This is a genomic window from Roseomonas aeriglobus, from assembly GCA_016937575.1.
Lineage (GTDB): Bacteria > Pseudomonadota > Alphaproteobacteria > Sphingomonadales > Sphingomonadaceae > Sphingomonas > Sphingomonas aerigloba.
In genome coordinates this window covers 253,212-266,830 of sequence record JAFHKN010000002.1, presented here as the reverse complement: position 1 = coordinate 266,830, position 13,619 = coordinate 253,212, and the positions used below count along the sequence as shown (strand labels likewise).

Below are 13,619 nucleotides of genomic sequence, written 5' to 3'. Positions count from 1 at the left end.
CCTTCGGCTCAGATCGGTTGGGAGACGACCGCGAACATCTCGCGTGTCGCGGCCGCGTTATCGACGGGTTCGGACAGCCCCAGCTGCCCGCGGCAGATCGCCAGGCTGGATCGCACGATATAGGCGCAGCGGTCGTAGCGGCGCTCGCGATAGGCTGTGAACGCCGCCTCGGGGGTGTCGGCCTTGGCGATCTCTTGCGCCAGCACGATCGAATCCTCGATCGCCATTCCTGCGCCCTGCCCCAGATGCGGGGTCGTCGCGTGAAGCGCATCACCCAGCAGGACGACCCGCCCCTTGTGCCAGTCGCCATCGACGATCAACGTCTCCAGCGGGCGGTAGACGACACCGTCGTCGTCGGTGATGCGCGCCCCCAGCGCCTGCACGGCCGCCGGCGCCGCGGTCAGCTTGGCACGCATCGCCGCGGCCAGCCCCTCGCGCGAATACCGCGTGCCTGCCGGCTCGGGCGTGGTGACGAACATGTACATCTGCTCGACGCTCATCGGCACCAGCCCGATGCCGATCGGCCCGTTATAGGCCTGCAGTGCATCGAGCCCCTCGGGTCGGGGCAGGTTGTAGCGCCACACCGCCTGGCCGGTGTAGTCGGGCTTCGGCGCGTCGGGGAACAGCTGCTGCCGGGTCTGCGAATATACGCCGTCCGCACCGACCACGACGTCGACGTCGCGCGTACTGCCATCCGACAATGCGACGTGGACGCGGTCGCCGCGATCGTCGATCGCCGTCGCGGTGACACCCAGCTTCACCTGAACGCCGTCGGCGATCACGCGGTCGGCCAGCACCTTGTGCAGTGCGGGCCGGGCGATGCCGACGTTCGCGGGATACCCCGGAACGAGATTGGGCGACGGCACCCGCGCGACGCACACACCGGCGGGCGTGAAGACCTCGACATGATCGAACCCGCAGGCGGCATCCAGATAACTGTCGATCAGCCCCAGCTCGCTCATCGCGCGGATGACGTTCGACTGCTGGATGATGCCGACGCCGTACACCGACCAGGTCGGGTCCTTCTCGACGACGGTCACCGCATGGCCGTCGCGCCGCAGCGCGATCGCCGCGGTCAGCCCGCCAATGCCGCCGCCGATAACGAGGATATCGAGCGCCTTCATGGACGCACCCACGCCCGGCTCGATCGTCCATGCCCGCGCAACCTGTCCACGTACCCCTCCAGCTTCGTTATGTCAGTCGAAGCTATCGTGCGGGATTGAATAGATAAAATGAGTTTATTTGATGCCAGCGGATCAATAGGAATGATATCAATCGCGGAAGACGACCGTCCGCGCGTCATTCTGGAAAACCCGGTCATTGAGGTGGAGCCTGACCGCCTCCGCCAGCACCCGTCGCTCGACGTCGCGCCCCTTGCGCACCAGATCATCGGGCGTGTCGGCGTGGCTGGCGAATTCGACGTCCTGATGGATGATCGGTCCCTCGTCCAGATCCGCGGTAACGTAGTGCGCGGTCGCGCCGATCATCTTCACGCCGCGCTCGTGCGCCTGATGATAGGGCTTGGCGCCCTTGAACCCGGGCAGGAAGCTGTGGTGGATGTTGATGCAGCGCCCCGAGAGGAACCGCGCCAGATCGTCGGACAGGATTTGCATGTAGCGCGCGAGGACCACCAGCTCTGCGCCCGTATCGATGATGACCTGTTTCACCGCGGCTTCCTGGTCCGCCTTGGTCGCCGGCGTGGTCGGCAGATAATGATAGGGGATATCGCCGATCAACGACGTGTGCAGCCGTTCGCGCGGATGGTTGGAAATGATCGCGACGACGTCCATCGGCAGCTCGCCGAGAACCATGCGGTAGAGCAGGTCGCCCAGACAATGGTCCCAGCGCGACACCATCAGCACGACGCGGCGGTTCTGCGCGGCATCCTTCAGCGTCCAGTCCATGCCGGCCGCCTCGGCAATGGGAGCGAAGGCGGTCCGCAATGCGTCGAGATCGGCGTCATGGCGAAAGGCGACGCGCATGAAGAACCGCGCGTTCGCCGGATCGTTGAACTGCTGGGCATCGACGATATTGCAGTCACGCTCGCTCAAAAACCCGGACACGCGCGCAACCAGACCCAGTGCGTCCGGGCATTGCAGGCGCAGAACGGCGATGTCGGACATGGTGATACGATCCCTTTCGATGTCGTGACGTCTTTGGCGTGTCAGTGCGCGCGATCATAGTCGGCGATCCAGCCGACCGTCTTTTCGACCCCGCCGAACGGGTAGAAGTGCAGGCGTAGCGCGCCGTGTGCGGGCGTCAGCCCGGCCTCCAGCGCGGCGATCAGCCTGTCCGGCCCGGCGGTACCCAGCAGCTGCCCGATCGAAATGCCGTATTTGGCGAGCACCGAGGTCGACGCCCCGACGCCGCAACGCGCGGCGAAGCGAACCAAAGTCTTGATGCCCGCCGGCCCGGGCACGCCGATCCGGATCGGCGCATCGATCCCCCTTTCACGCGCGATCGCGACCCATCGCAGCACCGCGGCGGCATCGAAGGCGAACTGCGTGACGATCAGCGGCGCCATGCCCCGCGCGGCGATATCGGCGCATTTCGATTGCAGGACCTGCCACCCCTGCTCGGGTGTCATGTGCGGATGCCCCTCGGGATGTCCGCCGACCCCGATCGCGCGGATACCGGCCCGCTCGAACGCCCCGCTGCCGATCAGCGCGCTGCTGTCGTGATAGGGCCCCTCCGCCTCGGTCGGGTCGCCGGCGATCACGAAACAGCGCCGCACCGACGCCTGGTCGACCACCGCGGCCAGATAGCGTTCAAAATCATCGGTCGACGCGATCCGCCGGGCCGAGAAATGCGGCATCGGTTCGAACCCGAGGTCGCGAACGCGAACCGCCGCGGCGACGCGGGCGTCCATCGCTTCGCCGGGCAAAAAGGTAATCGCGACCGGTGTTTCCGCAGGCATCGCAGGAGCCGCCGCCTCGAGCGACGCGACATCCTTCGCGGTGATCTCGATCGAGTAGCCGTCCACCATATTGCGTGCAGGCCGTGCCCAGTTCGGGTGCAGAATCGGCGTCGACATCTCGCTCTCCCCAACGTCGTAAGAAGCCACTAGCGCGGCGCCAAAGCTTCGTATAGATGAAACTTCACAAACGCGAATTGGAGAGGTCAGTGGCGCGACTCGTTATCCTGCCGGGACTGCTGTGTGACGGACGCCTGTTCGCCGCGCAGATCGCGGCGTGCGATGCGATCGTGATCGATGGCTTCTATGGCAACGCCGACAGCATCGGCGCGATGGTCGATCATGCACTCGCCCATCTGCCGGACGACGCCGCACTGCTCGGCCATTCGATGGGCGGACGGGTCGCCCTGGAAATATGGCGCCGCGCCCCCGATCGTATCGCGGGCATCGCGATCGCCAACAGCGGCGTTCATCCGGTGCGTGACGGCGAAGCGGCCGCGCGCCATGCGCTGCTCGACCTCGGCCGGCGCGAGGGCGCCGCCGCGCTGGTCGATCACTGGCTGCCGCCGATGATGGCTCCCGGCACGCCGCATGACGCCCCCGCCTACCGGATGCTCCACACCATGGCGGTCGAGGCCGGCCTCGACGTCTTCGAACGCCAGATCCGCGCGCTGCTCGGTCGGCCGGATGCGGAGAGCGTGCTGCCGACGCTGACCTGCCCCGTCGCGGTCATCGGTGCCGAACACGACAGTTGGTCGCCCGCCGCTCAGCAGCGCGCGATTGCCGAGCGGATCGCAGACGCGACACTGTCGATCGTTCCCGGTGCCGGGCACATGGCCCCCGCCGAGGCCCCCGACGCCTTCACCCGCGCCGTCGCCGACTGGCTCGCGCGCATCGACCCGTCCTCATTCCACTCGTTCCAGCAGAGGAAACTTCCGTGACCGACAAGACGCTTCAAACCGTTCTCGACGAACAGCCCAACATCGTCGATTTCCTGCGCAATCAGCAGGTCGGGCCCAACGCCTATCCCGGCGTGCCCGCCGAATATTCGAACTGGCGCGACGAGCAGCGGTCGTGGGCGGAAACCGCGGTGCTGTTCAACCAGAGCTTCCACATGGTCGACCTGCTGGTCACCGGCCCGGGCGCGTTCGATATGCTGTCGTACCTTGCGCCCAACAGCTTCAAGGGCTTCGTCCCCAACCGCGCCAAGCAGTTCGCGCCGGTCACGCCCGAGGGCTATGTCATCGGCGACGTCATCCTGTTCTATCTCGAAGAGGAGAAGTTCGAGCTGGTCGGTCGCGCGCCGTCGATCGAATGGGTCGAATATTGGGCATCGACCGGCAAATGGGACGTGACGGTCGAGCGGGACGAACGCACCGCCGCCCGCCCGCTCGACCAGCAGGGCTATCGCCGCAACTATCGTTTCCAGTTGCAGGGCCCGAACGCGATGAAGGTGCTGGAAAAGGCGATGGGCGAAACACCGCCGGATCTGAAGTTCTTCCACATGGCGCCGATCACCATTGCCGGCGTCGAGGTACGCGCGCTGCGCCACGGCATGGTCGGTCAGCCGGGCTATGAGCTGTTCGGCCCGTGGCAGGATTACGACACCGTCCGCGATGCGCTGATCGAAGCCGGCGCGGACTTCGGGCTGAAGCTGTGCGGTGGCCGCACCTATTCGTCGAATACGCTGGAATCGGGCTGGATCCCCTCCCCGCTCCCCGCACTCTACACCGGCGAAGGCTCGCAGGGCTTCCGCGACTGGCAGAGCGCCAACAGCTATGAGGGCAAGTGCTCGCTCGGCGGCAGCTTCGTATCCGAGAACATCGAGGATTATTACCTGACGCCCTGGGATCTCGGTTACGGCATCATGGTCAAGTTCGACCATGATTTCGTCGGCCGCGAGGCGCTCGAGCGGATGAAGGACCAGCCCCACCGCCGCAAGGTGACGCTGGCGCTCGACAACGAAGATATCGTCCGGGTGATGAGCTCGATGCTCCAGACCGGCGACAAGGCCAAGTTCCTCGAATTCCCGAGCGCCGTCTACGCGATGCACCCCTATGACTCGGTACTGAAGGACGGGAAGCTGGTCGGCCTGTCGACCTGGATCGGCTACACCGTCAACGCCGGCCGCTTCCTGGCGCTGGCGATGGTCGACGAGGAATTCGCGACGCCGGGCACCGAAGTGACATTGCTCTGGGGCGAGCCCGACGGCGGCACCGCGAAGCCCACGGTCGAGCCGCATGTCCAGACCGAAATCCGCGCGACGGTCGCGCCGGTGCCATATTCGGAAGTGGCGCGCGACAGCTATGCCGACGGCTGGCGCACGAAGGCAGCGTAAACAGACGAGGGGCGCGGGCGGTTCGCTGCCCGCGCCCTCCTTTTCCCCGACGCGAAGGCCCGTGCGCATGCCGACCGTTTCCGACGTGGCGAGCTATCTTGCCGAATTCGACGACATTCCCGGCACGCGCGTCTTCACCGCCGCCCGCGCGCGCGACGGCTATCATCTGAACCAGTTTGCGATGAGCCTGATGACGCCCGAGAACCGCGCGCGCTTCAAGGCCGACGAGCGCGCCTATCTCGATGCATGGCCGATGACCGAGGCGCAGAAACAGGGCGTCCTCGACCGCGACTACAACCGCCTGCTCGACATGGGCGGCAATATCTATTTCCTCGCCAAGGTCATTGCCTGTGACGGGCTGAGCTTTCTGCAGGGCGTCAGCACGATGACCGGCATGACCTCGGATGATTATCAGGCGATGATGCTCGCCGGCGGACGCTCGCCGGTCGGCGTGCGCTCCACGAAGGAAGGACGCTGATGGCCCGGATCACCGCTGGTATCGGATGCAGCCACATCCCCGTGCTCGGCTTCGCGCACGACCATAAGCGCACCGCAGAACCGATCTTCGCCCCCGCCTTTGCCGGATTCGACTGGACCCGCGAGTGGGAGAAGGTGGAGAAGCCCGACGTCGTGATCCTGGTCTACAACGATCATGCATCGGCGTTCGACATGAAGATCATCCCCACCTTCGCGATCGGTTGTGGTGATAGCTATCAGCCTGCCGACGAAGGCTTTGGTCCGCGCCCGGTGCCCGAAGTGATCGGCCATCCCGACCTTGCCTGGCATATCGCGCAGAGCCTTGTGCTCGACGAGTTCGACATGACGATCATCAACGAGATGACCGTCGACCACGGCCTGACCGTGCCGTTGACGATGATGTTCGGCGATGTCGAACGCTGGCCCGTCCGGGTCATCCCGCTGGCGGTGAACGTCGTCACCTATCCCCCGCCCTCGGGCAACCGCTGCTGGGCGCTGGGCGAGGCGATTGCCCGCGCGGTCGAGAGCTTTCCGGAGGATCTGAACGTCCAGGTCTGGGGCACGGGCGGCATGAGCCATCAGTTGCAGGGCCCGCGCGCCGGCCTGATCAACCGCGAATGGGATACCGCCTTCCTCGACCGCCTGTCGGGCGAGACCGATGCGCTGCGTCGCGTTCCGCACATCGAGTATCTGCGCGAGACGGGCAGCGAGGGGATCGAGATGGTGATGTGGCTGGTGATGCGCGGCGCGCTCGGCCGGCGCACGCAGGAACTGCATCGTCATTATCATGTCCCGGCGAGCAACACCGCGCTCGGCCATATCGTCCTTCGCCCGGTCGCCGACGAGCTCGGTGCATGATCGAGACGACTCACGTCGACAGCCTGCCGCGCGGCGACGCGCTGACTCCGCTGCTGCTCGCCCGCGACAAGGGTCAGCCGTATGATGCCGCCGAATTCGACCATCTGGTGCAGGCCGCAGTTGACGAAGCGGTCGCGCAGCAGGTCGCGGCCGGCGTGTCGATCGTCAGCGACGGCGAACTCGGCAAGGTCGGCTATTCGACCTATATGATCGAGCGGCTGGAGGGGTTCGGCGGACATATCGATCGCCGCCCCGCCGCCGATCTGGCTGCGCACCCGGATCTCGCCCGCAAGCTGTCGGCGATCATGGGAAGCCAGGACTTCACCCGCGCATCGTGTCTCGGCCCGGTGCGTCTGAAAACGCTCGCGCCGCTTCACGACGATATCCGCCGCTTCCGCATCGCGCTCGATCGCGCCGGCGGCGCGGCACGTGCGTTCATGAACGCCGCCTCGCCGGGGCTGATCACCGCCTTTCAGGTCAACCGCCATTACCCCAGTCACGAAGCCTATCTGGCCGACCTGGTCGACGCGATGCGGCCGGAATATGAAGCGATCGTCGCGGCCGGCTTCGACCTGCAGCTCGACTGCCCCGACCTCGCGATGTCGCGCCATACCGGATACCAGGACCAGAGCGATGCCGAATTCGTCCGCACGGCGACCGCGAACGTCGAGGCACTGAATGCGGCGACCGCGACCATTCCGGCCGACCGGATGCGAATGCACATCTGCTGGGGCAATTACGAAGGCCCGCACGATCACGACATCCCCCTCGACCGCGTGATCGACACGGTGATCGCCGCCCGTCCGGCGACGATCCTGTTCGAGGCCGCAAATCCTCGTCACGAGCATGAATGGACCGTGTGGCGCGATGCGGCACTGCCCGACGACAAAGTGCTTGCGCCCGGGCTGATCGACACCTGCTCCAATTATGTCGAGCATCCCGAACTGATCGCGCAACGCATCGAACGCTTTGCCGCGATCGTCGGTAAGGACCGGGTGATCGCCAGTACCGATTGCGGCTTCGGCACCTTTGCCGGCTATGGCAAGATCGATCCGGGCGTGACATGGAAGAAGCTGAGGGCGCTCAGGGACGGTGCCGATATGGCGGATGGCCGGATGTGACTGCCGACGAGCGTGCAACGATCGAACAGGCCTGTGCCAAGCTGATTGCGCTATACGCCAATGCGAACGACGCCGGCGACTGGGACACCGTCGCCGCGCTCTATGCACCCGAGGGGCGGATGGCACGACCGACGACGCCGGACGACTGGATCGTCGGGCGCGATGCGATCCTCGCCGCGTTTCGCGCGCGGCCCGCACGCGCGACGCGTCACCTGTGCAGCAATATCGTCGTCGACGTCCTGTCGCCCGATACGGCGGTCGCGGAGTCCGCGATGGCATTGTTCCAGCCCGACGCTGCACCGAAGCTTGGCGGCTTCCACGATCGCTTCGTGCGCATCGACGGCGCTTGGCTGTTCGCCGAGCGCCGTGGGTATCTGAGTTTCTGATGGCGGCCGCGCGCGACAGCGGCGCATCATCGGGCGTGAAGTCCGCGGTGCGGACGCTCGACCTGATCGAGCATGTCGTCGCGCACCCGGAGGGCCTTCCGGCGCAACAGATCGCGACGTCGCTCGCCATACCGATGAGCAGCCTGTCCTATCTGCTCGCGACACTGGTCGAGCGCGGCTATCTGCACCGTGAAGGCCGGCTGTTCCTGCCTGGCGAAGGGCTGACCCGGCTTGCCCGCAGCGGTCCCGACCTGTTGGTGGATCGTGCGCGCCCCATCATTCGTGCGCTGCGTCGCCGGTTTGACGAAACGACGTCGCTCTTCCTGCCGGCGGACTGGGACATGGTCGTCGCGATGACCGAAACGTCGGGTCAGAGCCTGCGCTATGCGATGCAGGTCGACGCCCGCGTCCCGCTGCATGCCGTCGCCGCCGGCAAGGCGATGCTGGCGAGCCATGACGATGCCGCGGTCGCGGCGTATTTCGCCGAAACCGCGCGTACGCGATTCACGCCGCACACGCTGTCTGATCCTGCATTGCGGCGTCAGATCGCCGACATTCGCCGCACTGGCCTCGCGACGACCGAGCAGGAATTCACACCCGGCATTTCGGGCCTGGGCGTCGCGATCGTCCGCAATGGGCGCCCCGAACTGGCGATCGGCATCGCGGCCCCGTCGATCCGGCTGGACGACGAGTTGCGGCGACTGATCGGCGACGAACTGCTGGCGGCGAAGCGCGCCCTGGAAGGCGCGTCCCCGGCTCACCGTATCGACGGACCGACCGCGTCCGACGTCTGACGATCGATCAACAGGGTCGATACTTACCTATACAAATTACTCATTTTGCTGATCGCATGCTCGGGGTCATGTTGCTCCTCGCAAGAATAGGCCGGCACAGTCGGCGATTGGGGAGGATAAGATGCGTGATCGCATGATGGTTTCGTTGATCGCATTGGCCATGGCAGCGCCCGTGGCCGCCGCCGCACAGGATACGCCTCAGGCCCCCGCCGCCACGGGTCAGATCGCGGACCCGGCCGATACCGAACAACAGGGGTTGGCCGAAATCGTCGTTACCGCCCAGCGTCGATCGGAAAACCTCCAGCGCGTGGCCGTTCCCGTCACGGCCGTGTCGGGCGACGCGATCGCCAATGCCGGGATCACCGAGACCGCGAACCTCAGCAAGCTCGTCCCCTCGCTGGTGGTCCAGCCCACGGGTGGCACGACCAGCTTCTTCCTGCGCGGCGTCGGGACGGCATCGCAGAATTCCTTCTCGGAGAACGCAATCGCGTTCAATTACAACGGCGTCTATGTCGGACGCCCGACCGCGCCCGCCGGGGTTTTCTATGACCTGGAACGGGTGGAGGTCGTTAAGGGCCCGCAAGGCACGCTCTACGGCCGCAACGCGACCGGCGGCGCGATCAACGTCCTGCCGCGCAAGCCCGAACTCGGCAACTTCGGTGCGGAAGGCCTGCTCGAATACGGCAATTACGACGCCAAGAAGGCCTTTGCCGCGGTCAACCTGCCGATCGGTCAGACGGTAGCATTGCGCGTGGCCGGCCAGCTCGTCGACCGCGATGGCTATCTGTCCGATGGCTATGACGATGAGCGCGGCGAAGCGGCTCGCGCATCGCTGTTGATCCGCCCGTCCTCCGACTGGTCGATGACCCTTGTCGGCGATTATTATCACCAGCGTGGCAAGGGCGCCGGCGCTGTCCTGCTGTCGAGCCCAGCCTTCGCCGCTCCCGCGCTCGATGATCGCATCGGCCTTGCCGATCCGCGGGCGATCGCGGTCATCTCCAGCTATGCCGCGACCCAGTTCGCGCCGCCCTTCTGCGGCGGCTTCGGCGGCTTCGTTCGCAGCGGCTGCGTCTCGGTTGCCAACAGCAGCGGCTATCTCAACAACCACTTCTACGGCCTCAGTGCCCAGGTCGAAGGCGACATGGGATTTGCGACGCTGACCGTGCTGCCGGCGTACCGCAAGTCGAAGGTCGATCTGGAAACCTATGTTCCCGGCTTCCTCGGCAAATTGCTGGAGGACACCGACCAGATGTCGCTGGAGGTGCGGCTGACCTCGCCCGACACCGGGCGGCTGCGCTACGTGCTCGGCACCTTCTTCTTCAACGAACAGCAGGAAGCGACCAATTTCTTCCGGCAAGGCACGATCTCGACGACGCGCTTTACGCCGAACGTCAAGACGCAGAGCCTGGCGGCATTCGGCCAGCTGACCCTCGCCGTCACCGACAGCCTGCGGCTCATCGGCGGTGGCCGCTATACGAAGGAAGACAAGAGCCAGCGGACCGCGGCGGCGTCGGGCGGGCTGCCCGGACCCGTCGAACCGACGCTGGGAACGCCCATCACCGGCGCGCTCACCTTCGAGAAGTTCACCTGGAAAGCGGGTGTCGAACTCGATGCCGGCCCGGCCTCGCTGGTCTATGCCAACGTCGCGACGGGGTTCAAATCGGGTGGCTTCTTCGTCGCCTCCCCGCCGAACAACACCTATGCGCCCGAAGAGCTGACCGCCTACACGGTCGGGACCAAGAACCGTTTCCTGAACAACAAGCTGCAGGTCAATCTCGAGGCGTTCTACTGGAAGTACCTCAACCAGCAGATCACGTTCGTCGGCGGCGTGCCGACCGGCAACGGCGTGTTCGCCCAGGGGTCGGTGACGACGAACGCCGGCCGCTCGCACATGTACGGCGTCGAACTCGACCTGCGCTTCGCCCCCAGCCGGTTCGATCAGGTCTTCGTCAACGTCCAGTATCTGCGCGGCAAATACGACACGCTGCGCACGGCGAACTTCTCGCCGACCGGTAGCCCGGTGCCGACCGGCTGCGCCGTGACCGGCACCCGCGCCGCCAATCCGGGGATCAACGGCGCGCTGTTCTTCGATATCGACTGTTCGGGCAAGCCGACCGCCAACTCGCCCGAATGGGCGGCGAACATCGGTTATGAACGCACGGTGGAACTGGGCGGCGATGTGTCGCTGCTGCTGGGTGCACGCACCAACCTGGAAACGTCGCGCTTCCTCAACACCAACTATCGTCCCGAGGAGGCCCAGGGCGGCTTCATGATGTCGGACCTCTATGCAACGCTGCGCGGGCCGGGCAACCGTTGGAGCCTGACCGGCTTCGTCAACAACGTCGAGGATCGGACCGTGCTGGCCCGGGCCGGAACGCGGCCGATCCTGAACTTCCCCGTCGGCACGCTGCGCCCGCCGCGCACCTACGGCGTGCGCGTCGGCTTCGGCTTCTGACAGGACCCGGCCCGATGATCCGCATCGCCCTCGTTGCCCTGCTGGCGCTCGCATCCTCCCCGGCCACGGCCCAGACCGGGCAGGCGGACAGCTTCATCACTCTTGGCACGATGGGCGGACCCGTCGCCAGCCGCACGCGATCGCAGCCGGCGAACCTGCTGCTGCGGGGGGCGGACGCCTATCTGGTGGATTGCGGCGACGGCGCCGTACAGCAACTGGCAAAGGCAGGCGTGCTGCTGCCCCAGGTGCGAGCGGTGTTTCTCAGCCATCTGCATGTTGACCACACCGGCGGGCTGTCCGCGCTGCTGGGTCTGCGCAACCAGATCAACGTCCGGACGGTGCTGACCGTCTACGGCCCGCCGGGAACGAAGGCACTGGTCGACGGCATCGTCGCGTCGATGGAACCGGCGGCACGCGCCGGCTATGGCATTCCGGGCCAATCCTGGGCGGCGCCGGCATCGACCGTCCGGGTCGTCGAGCTCGGCGACGGCACGCGGACGACGATCGACGGCATGACCGTCACGTCGGTGCAGAACACCCATTACGACTTCGCGCCGGGTTCGGCCGAGGACCGGGCGTATAAGTCGCTGTCGTTGCGGTTCGACCTGCCTGGTCGATCGATCGTCTACACCGGTGATACCGGGCCCAGCCCCGCCGTCGAGCGGCTGGCCAAGGGCGCCGACCTGCTGGTCAGCGAGATGATCGATGTCGACGGCACGCTCGAGGTCGTTCGCCGCACCACGCCCAACATGCCGCCGGCCGCCCAGGCCCAACTGATCCGACATCTGACGACCCACCACCTGACGCCGAAGGACGTGGCCGCGCTGGCCCAGCGCGCGGGCGTGAAGGCGGTCGCCATCACCCACTTCGCCGCCGGTGCCGACAACCCGGCGCGGGCCGCGGATTACCTCGCGATCATCGCCAAGACCTATTCCGGACCGGTCCGCATCGCCCGCGATCTGGACCGGTTCTGACCGACCGCGTCGCTGAACGAGCGATGGGCTGACGACATTATGAAAGGCCGAACGACGATGAACGCAGGCCGACAGGCGGGGACGCGGCAGGGGGTGGTCCTGATGGCTTCGGCCGTCATGCCGGTGATGGCGATCGTGTCGCTGGTGCCGGTCCTGCCGATGCTCGCCCGCGAATTTGCCGGAACCCCGGGTGCATCGATCCTGGTGCCGATGATGCTGACGGTGCCGGCCCTGTGCGTTGCCTTGTTCTCGCCGATCGCGGGATGGCTGGCGGACCGCGTCGGGCGCAAGCGCATCCTCGTCGCCGCGCTGTTCCTCTACGGCCTGATCGGGCTGTTGCCACTGACTCTCGACCGGCTGCCGCTGATCCTGGCGTCCCGCATCCTGCTCGGTCTGAACGAAGCTGCGATCATGACGGTCGCCACGACGATGGTCGGCGATTATTTCGAGGGCGAGCGGCGCGAACGCTGGGTCGCCATCCAGACCGCGGTCACCAGCCTGAGCGCGATCGCGCTGATCGCGGTCGGCGGCGTGCTGGGCGAAGCCTTTGGCTCGCGCGGGCCGTTCCTGCTCTATCTGCTGGCGCTGCCCATCGGCATCGCCGCCGCCGTCTTGCTGTTCGAGCCGTCGGCGACGACGCACCGGCAAGCTTCCAACCCGCCCTTCCCCTTGCGAGCGATCGGATCGATCCTGGCGATCACGCTGGCCGCAGCCCTCCTGTTCTATACGCTGATGCTTCAGATCGGCGCCGTGCTGGAAGCCGTCGGCGTGACGTCGCCGGCCGTCATCGGCGCGGTCGGCGCGGCGGCCAATCTGGGCGTGGTGCTCGGTTCACTGCTGTTCCGCCGCCTGCCGAGCGCGTCACCCAAACTGCTGCTGACGATCGGCTTCGCGCTGACGGCCGCCGGCTACATCGGCGTCGGCACCTCCATGGCCTTCTGGCCCGCCGCCATCCTCGCCGTCGTCGCCTCGATCGGCGGCGGCGTGCTGCTGCCGACCCTGCTCGCCTGGGTCCTTCGCGTCCTGCCGCCGTTCGCGCGAGGACGCGGGACCGGCCTGTGGACCGGGACCTTTTTCCTCGGACAATTCATCGCTCCGGTGCTTTCCCTCGCGCTGGCCGGCGCCACCGGCGGCTTGCAGGCGACGCTGACGCTGCTCGGATGGGCCGCGGCCGCGGGTGCGGTCGCCTTCGCGATCGCGGGGCGGCACTCCGGGGTCGAGCGGGCAGCGGAGTAACGAGCGCCCCCGGCATGACCGATCGCATCGCGCAGCCCGTCGACGGATCAATGTCGTTCGGTGAGA

Annotated in this window: 13 protein-coding genes; 10 read left to right on the top strand and 3 right to left on the bottom strand. The window is 66.5% G+C overall.

The features are described from left to right. Positions 1 to 8: 8 nt before the first annotated feature. From JW805_01665 to JW805_01655, 3 genes are all read right to left on the bottom strand, one after another. Positions 9 to 1,124 carry an FAD-dependent oxidoreductase gene (locus JW805_01665; GenBank protein ID MBN2970723.1) on the bottom strand — a complete coding sequence of 372 codons (1,116 nt, stop codon included), beginning with the start codon at positions 1,122 to 1,124 and terminating at the stop codon, positions 9 to 11. 147 nt (positions 1,125 to 1,271) lie between these two features. Beyond that, positions 1,272 to 2,123 carry a formyltetrahydrofolate deformylase gene (purU, locus tag JW805_01660; protein MBN2970722.1) on the bottom strand — a complete coding sequence of 284 codons (852 nt, stop codon included), beginning with the start codon at positions 2,121 to 2,123 and terminating at the stop codon, positions 1,272 to 1,274. Between the two features lie 41 nt (positions 2,124 to 2,164). Continuing rightward, on the bottom strand, positions 2,165 to 3,034 hold the full coding sequence (locus JW805_01655) for a methylenetetrahydrofolate reductase (GenBank protein ID MBN2970721.1): 870 nt from the start codon (positions 3,032 to 3,034) through the stop codon (positions 2,165 to 2,167). A gap of 89 nt (positions 3,035 to 3,123) precedes the next feature. On the opposite strand from JW805_01655, the gene JW805_01650 reads away from it, so the two are divergent. The 10 genes from JW805_01650 to JW805_01605 all read left to right on the top strand — a co-directional run bounded on the left by JW805_01650 (position 3,124) and on the right by JW805_01605 (position 13,553). Next, on the top strand, positions 3,124 to 3,855 hold the full coding sequence (locus JW805_01650; protein MBN2970720.1) for an alpha/beta fold hydrolase: 732 nt from the start codon (positions 3,124 to 3,126) through the stop codon (positions 3,853 to 3,855). Further along, positions 3,852 to 5,252, top strand: a complete 1,401-nt coding sequence (locus JW805_01645; GenBank protein MBN2970719.1) for an aminomethyltransferase family protein — start codon at positions 3,852 to 3,854, stop codon at positions 5,250 to 5,252. Before JW805_01650 ends, JW805_01645 begins: the two co-directional genes overlap by 4 nt. Before the next feature lie 67 nt (positions 5,253 to 5,319). Continuing rightward, the gene (gene ligA, locus JW805_01640) at positions 5,320 to 5,730 is read left to right on the top strand and encodes a protocatechuate 4,5-dioxygenase subunit alpha (protein ID MBN2970718.1); all 411 of its coding nucleotides are present in this window, start codon (positions 5,320 to 5,322) and stop codon (positions 5,728 to 5,730) included. Continuing rightward, positions 5,730 to 6,587 carry a protocatechuate 3,4-dioxygenase gene (locus JW805_01635; GenBank protein ID MBN2970717.1) on the top strand — a complete coding sequence of 286 codons (858 nt, stop codon included), beginning with the start codon at positions 5,730 to 5,732 and terminating at the stop codon, positions 6,585 to 6,587. The genes ligA and JW805_01635 overlap by 1 nt, the downstream gene beginning before the upstream one ends. Beyond that, the gene (locus tag JW805_01630) at positions 6,584 to 7,708 is read left to right on the top strand and encodes a cobalamin-independent methionine synthase II family protein (protein MBN2970716.1); all 1,125 of its coding nucleotides are present in this window, start codon (positions 6,584 to 6,586) and stop codon (positions 7,706 to 7,708) included. The genes JW805_01635 and JW805_01630 overlap by 4 nt, the downstream gene beginning before the upstream one ends. Next, on the top strand, positions 7,705 to 8,094 hold the full coding sequence (locus tag JW805_01625; protein MBN2970715.1) for a nuclear transport factor 2 family protein: 390 nt from the start codon (positions 7,705 to 7,707) through the stop codon (positions 8,092 to 8,094). Before JW805_01630 ends, JW805_01625 begins: the two co-directional genes overlap by 4 nt. After that, entirely contained in the window at positions 8,094 to 8,888 is a 795-nt protein-coding gene (locus JW805_01620; protein MBN2970714.1) for an IclR family transcriptional regulator, read from the top strand. The genes JW805_01625 and JW805_01620 overlap by 1 nt, the downstream gene beginning before the upstream one ends. Positions 8,889 to 9,009: 121 nt before the next feature. Beyond that, positions 9,010 to 11,343: a TonB-dependent receptor gene (locus JW805_01615; GenBank protein MBN2970713.1), complete on the top strand. Its 2,334-nt coding sequence runs from the start codon at positions 9,010 to 9,012 to the stop codon at positions 11,341 to 11,343. A gap of 14 nt (positions 11,344 to 11,357) precedes the next feature. Then, positions 11,358 to 12,317, top strand: coding sequence for an MBL fold metallo-hydrolase (locus JW805_01610; protein MBN2970712.1), 960 nt, complete (start codon positions 11,358 to 11,360; stop codon positions 12,315 to 12,317). A gap of 102 nt (positions 12,318 to 12,419) precedes the next feature. After that, positions 12,420 to 13,553 (top strand): MFS transporter, encoded by a 1,134-nt coding sequence (locus JW805_01605; GenBank protein MBN2970711.1) that lies wholly within the window; start codon positions 12,420 to 12,422, stop codon positions 13,551 to 13,553. The last annotated feature ends 66 nt before the right edge of the window (positions 13,554 to 13,619 follow it).

Bases quoted from the DNA above. Each gene is read 5' to 3' on its own strand.
- JW805_01665 (MBN2970723.1), bottom strand. From the start codon at position 1,124: ATGAAGGCGCTCGATATCCTCGTTATCGGCGGCGGCATTGGCGGGCTG.
- ligA (MBN2970718.1), top strand. From the start codon at position 5,320: ATGCCGACCGTTTCCGACGTGGCGAGCTATCTTGCCGAATTCGACGAC.
- JW805_01630 (MBN2970716.1), top strand. From the start codon at position 6,584: ATGATCGAGACGACTCACGTCGACAGCCTGCCGCGCGGCGACGCGCTG.
- JW805_01615 (MBN2970713.1), top strand. From the start codon at position 9,010: ATGCGTGATCGCATGATGGTTTCGTTGATCGCATTGGCCATGGCAGCG.
- JW805_01610 (MBN2970712.1), top strand. From the start codon at position 11,358: ATGATCCGCATCGCCCTCGTTGCCCTGCTGGCGCTCGCATCCTCCCCG.
- purU (MBN2970722.1), bottom strand. From the start codon at position 2,123: ATGTCCGACATCGCCGTTCTGCGCCTGCAATGCCCGGACGCACTGGGT.
- JW805_01635 (MBN2970717.1), top strand. From the start codon at position 5,730: ATGGCCCGGATCACCGCTGGTATCGGATGCAGCCACATCCCCGTGCTC.
- JW805_01605 (MBN2970711.1), top strand. From the start codon at position 12,420: ATGGCTTCGGCCGTCATGCCGGTGATGGCGATCGTGTCGCTGGTGCCG.
- JW805_01655 (MBN2970721.1), bottom strand. From the start codon at position 3,034: ATGTCGACGCCGATTCTGCACCCGAACTGGGCACGGCCTGCACGCAAT.
- JW805_01620 (MBN2970714.1), top strand. From the start codon at position 8,094: ATGGCGGCCGCGCGCGACAGCGGCGCATCATCGGGCGTGAAGTCCGCG.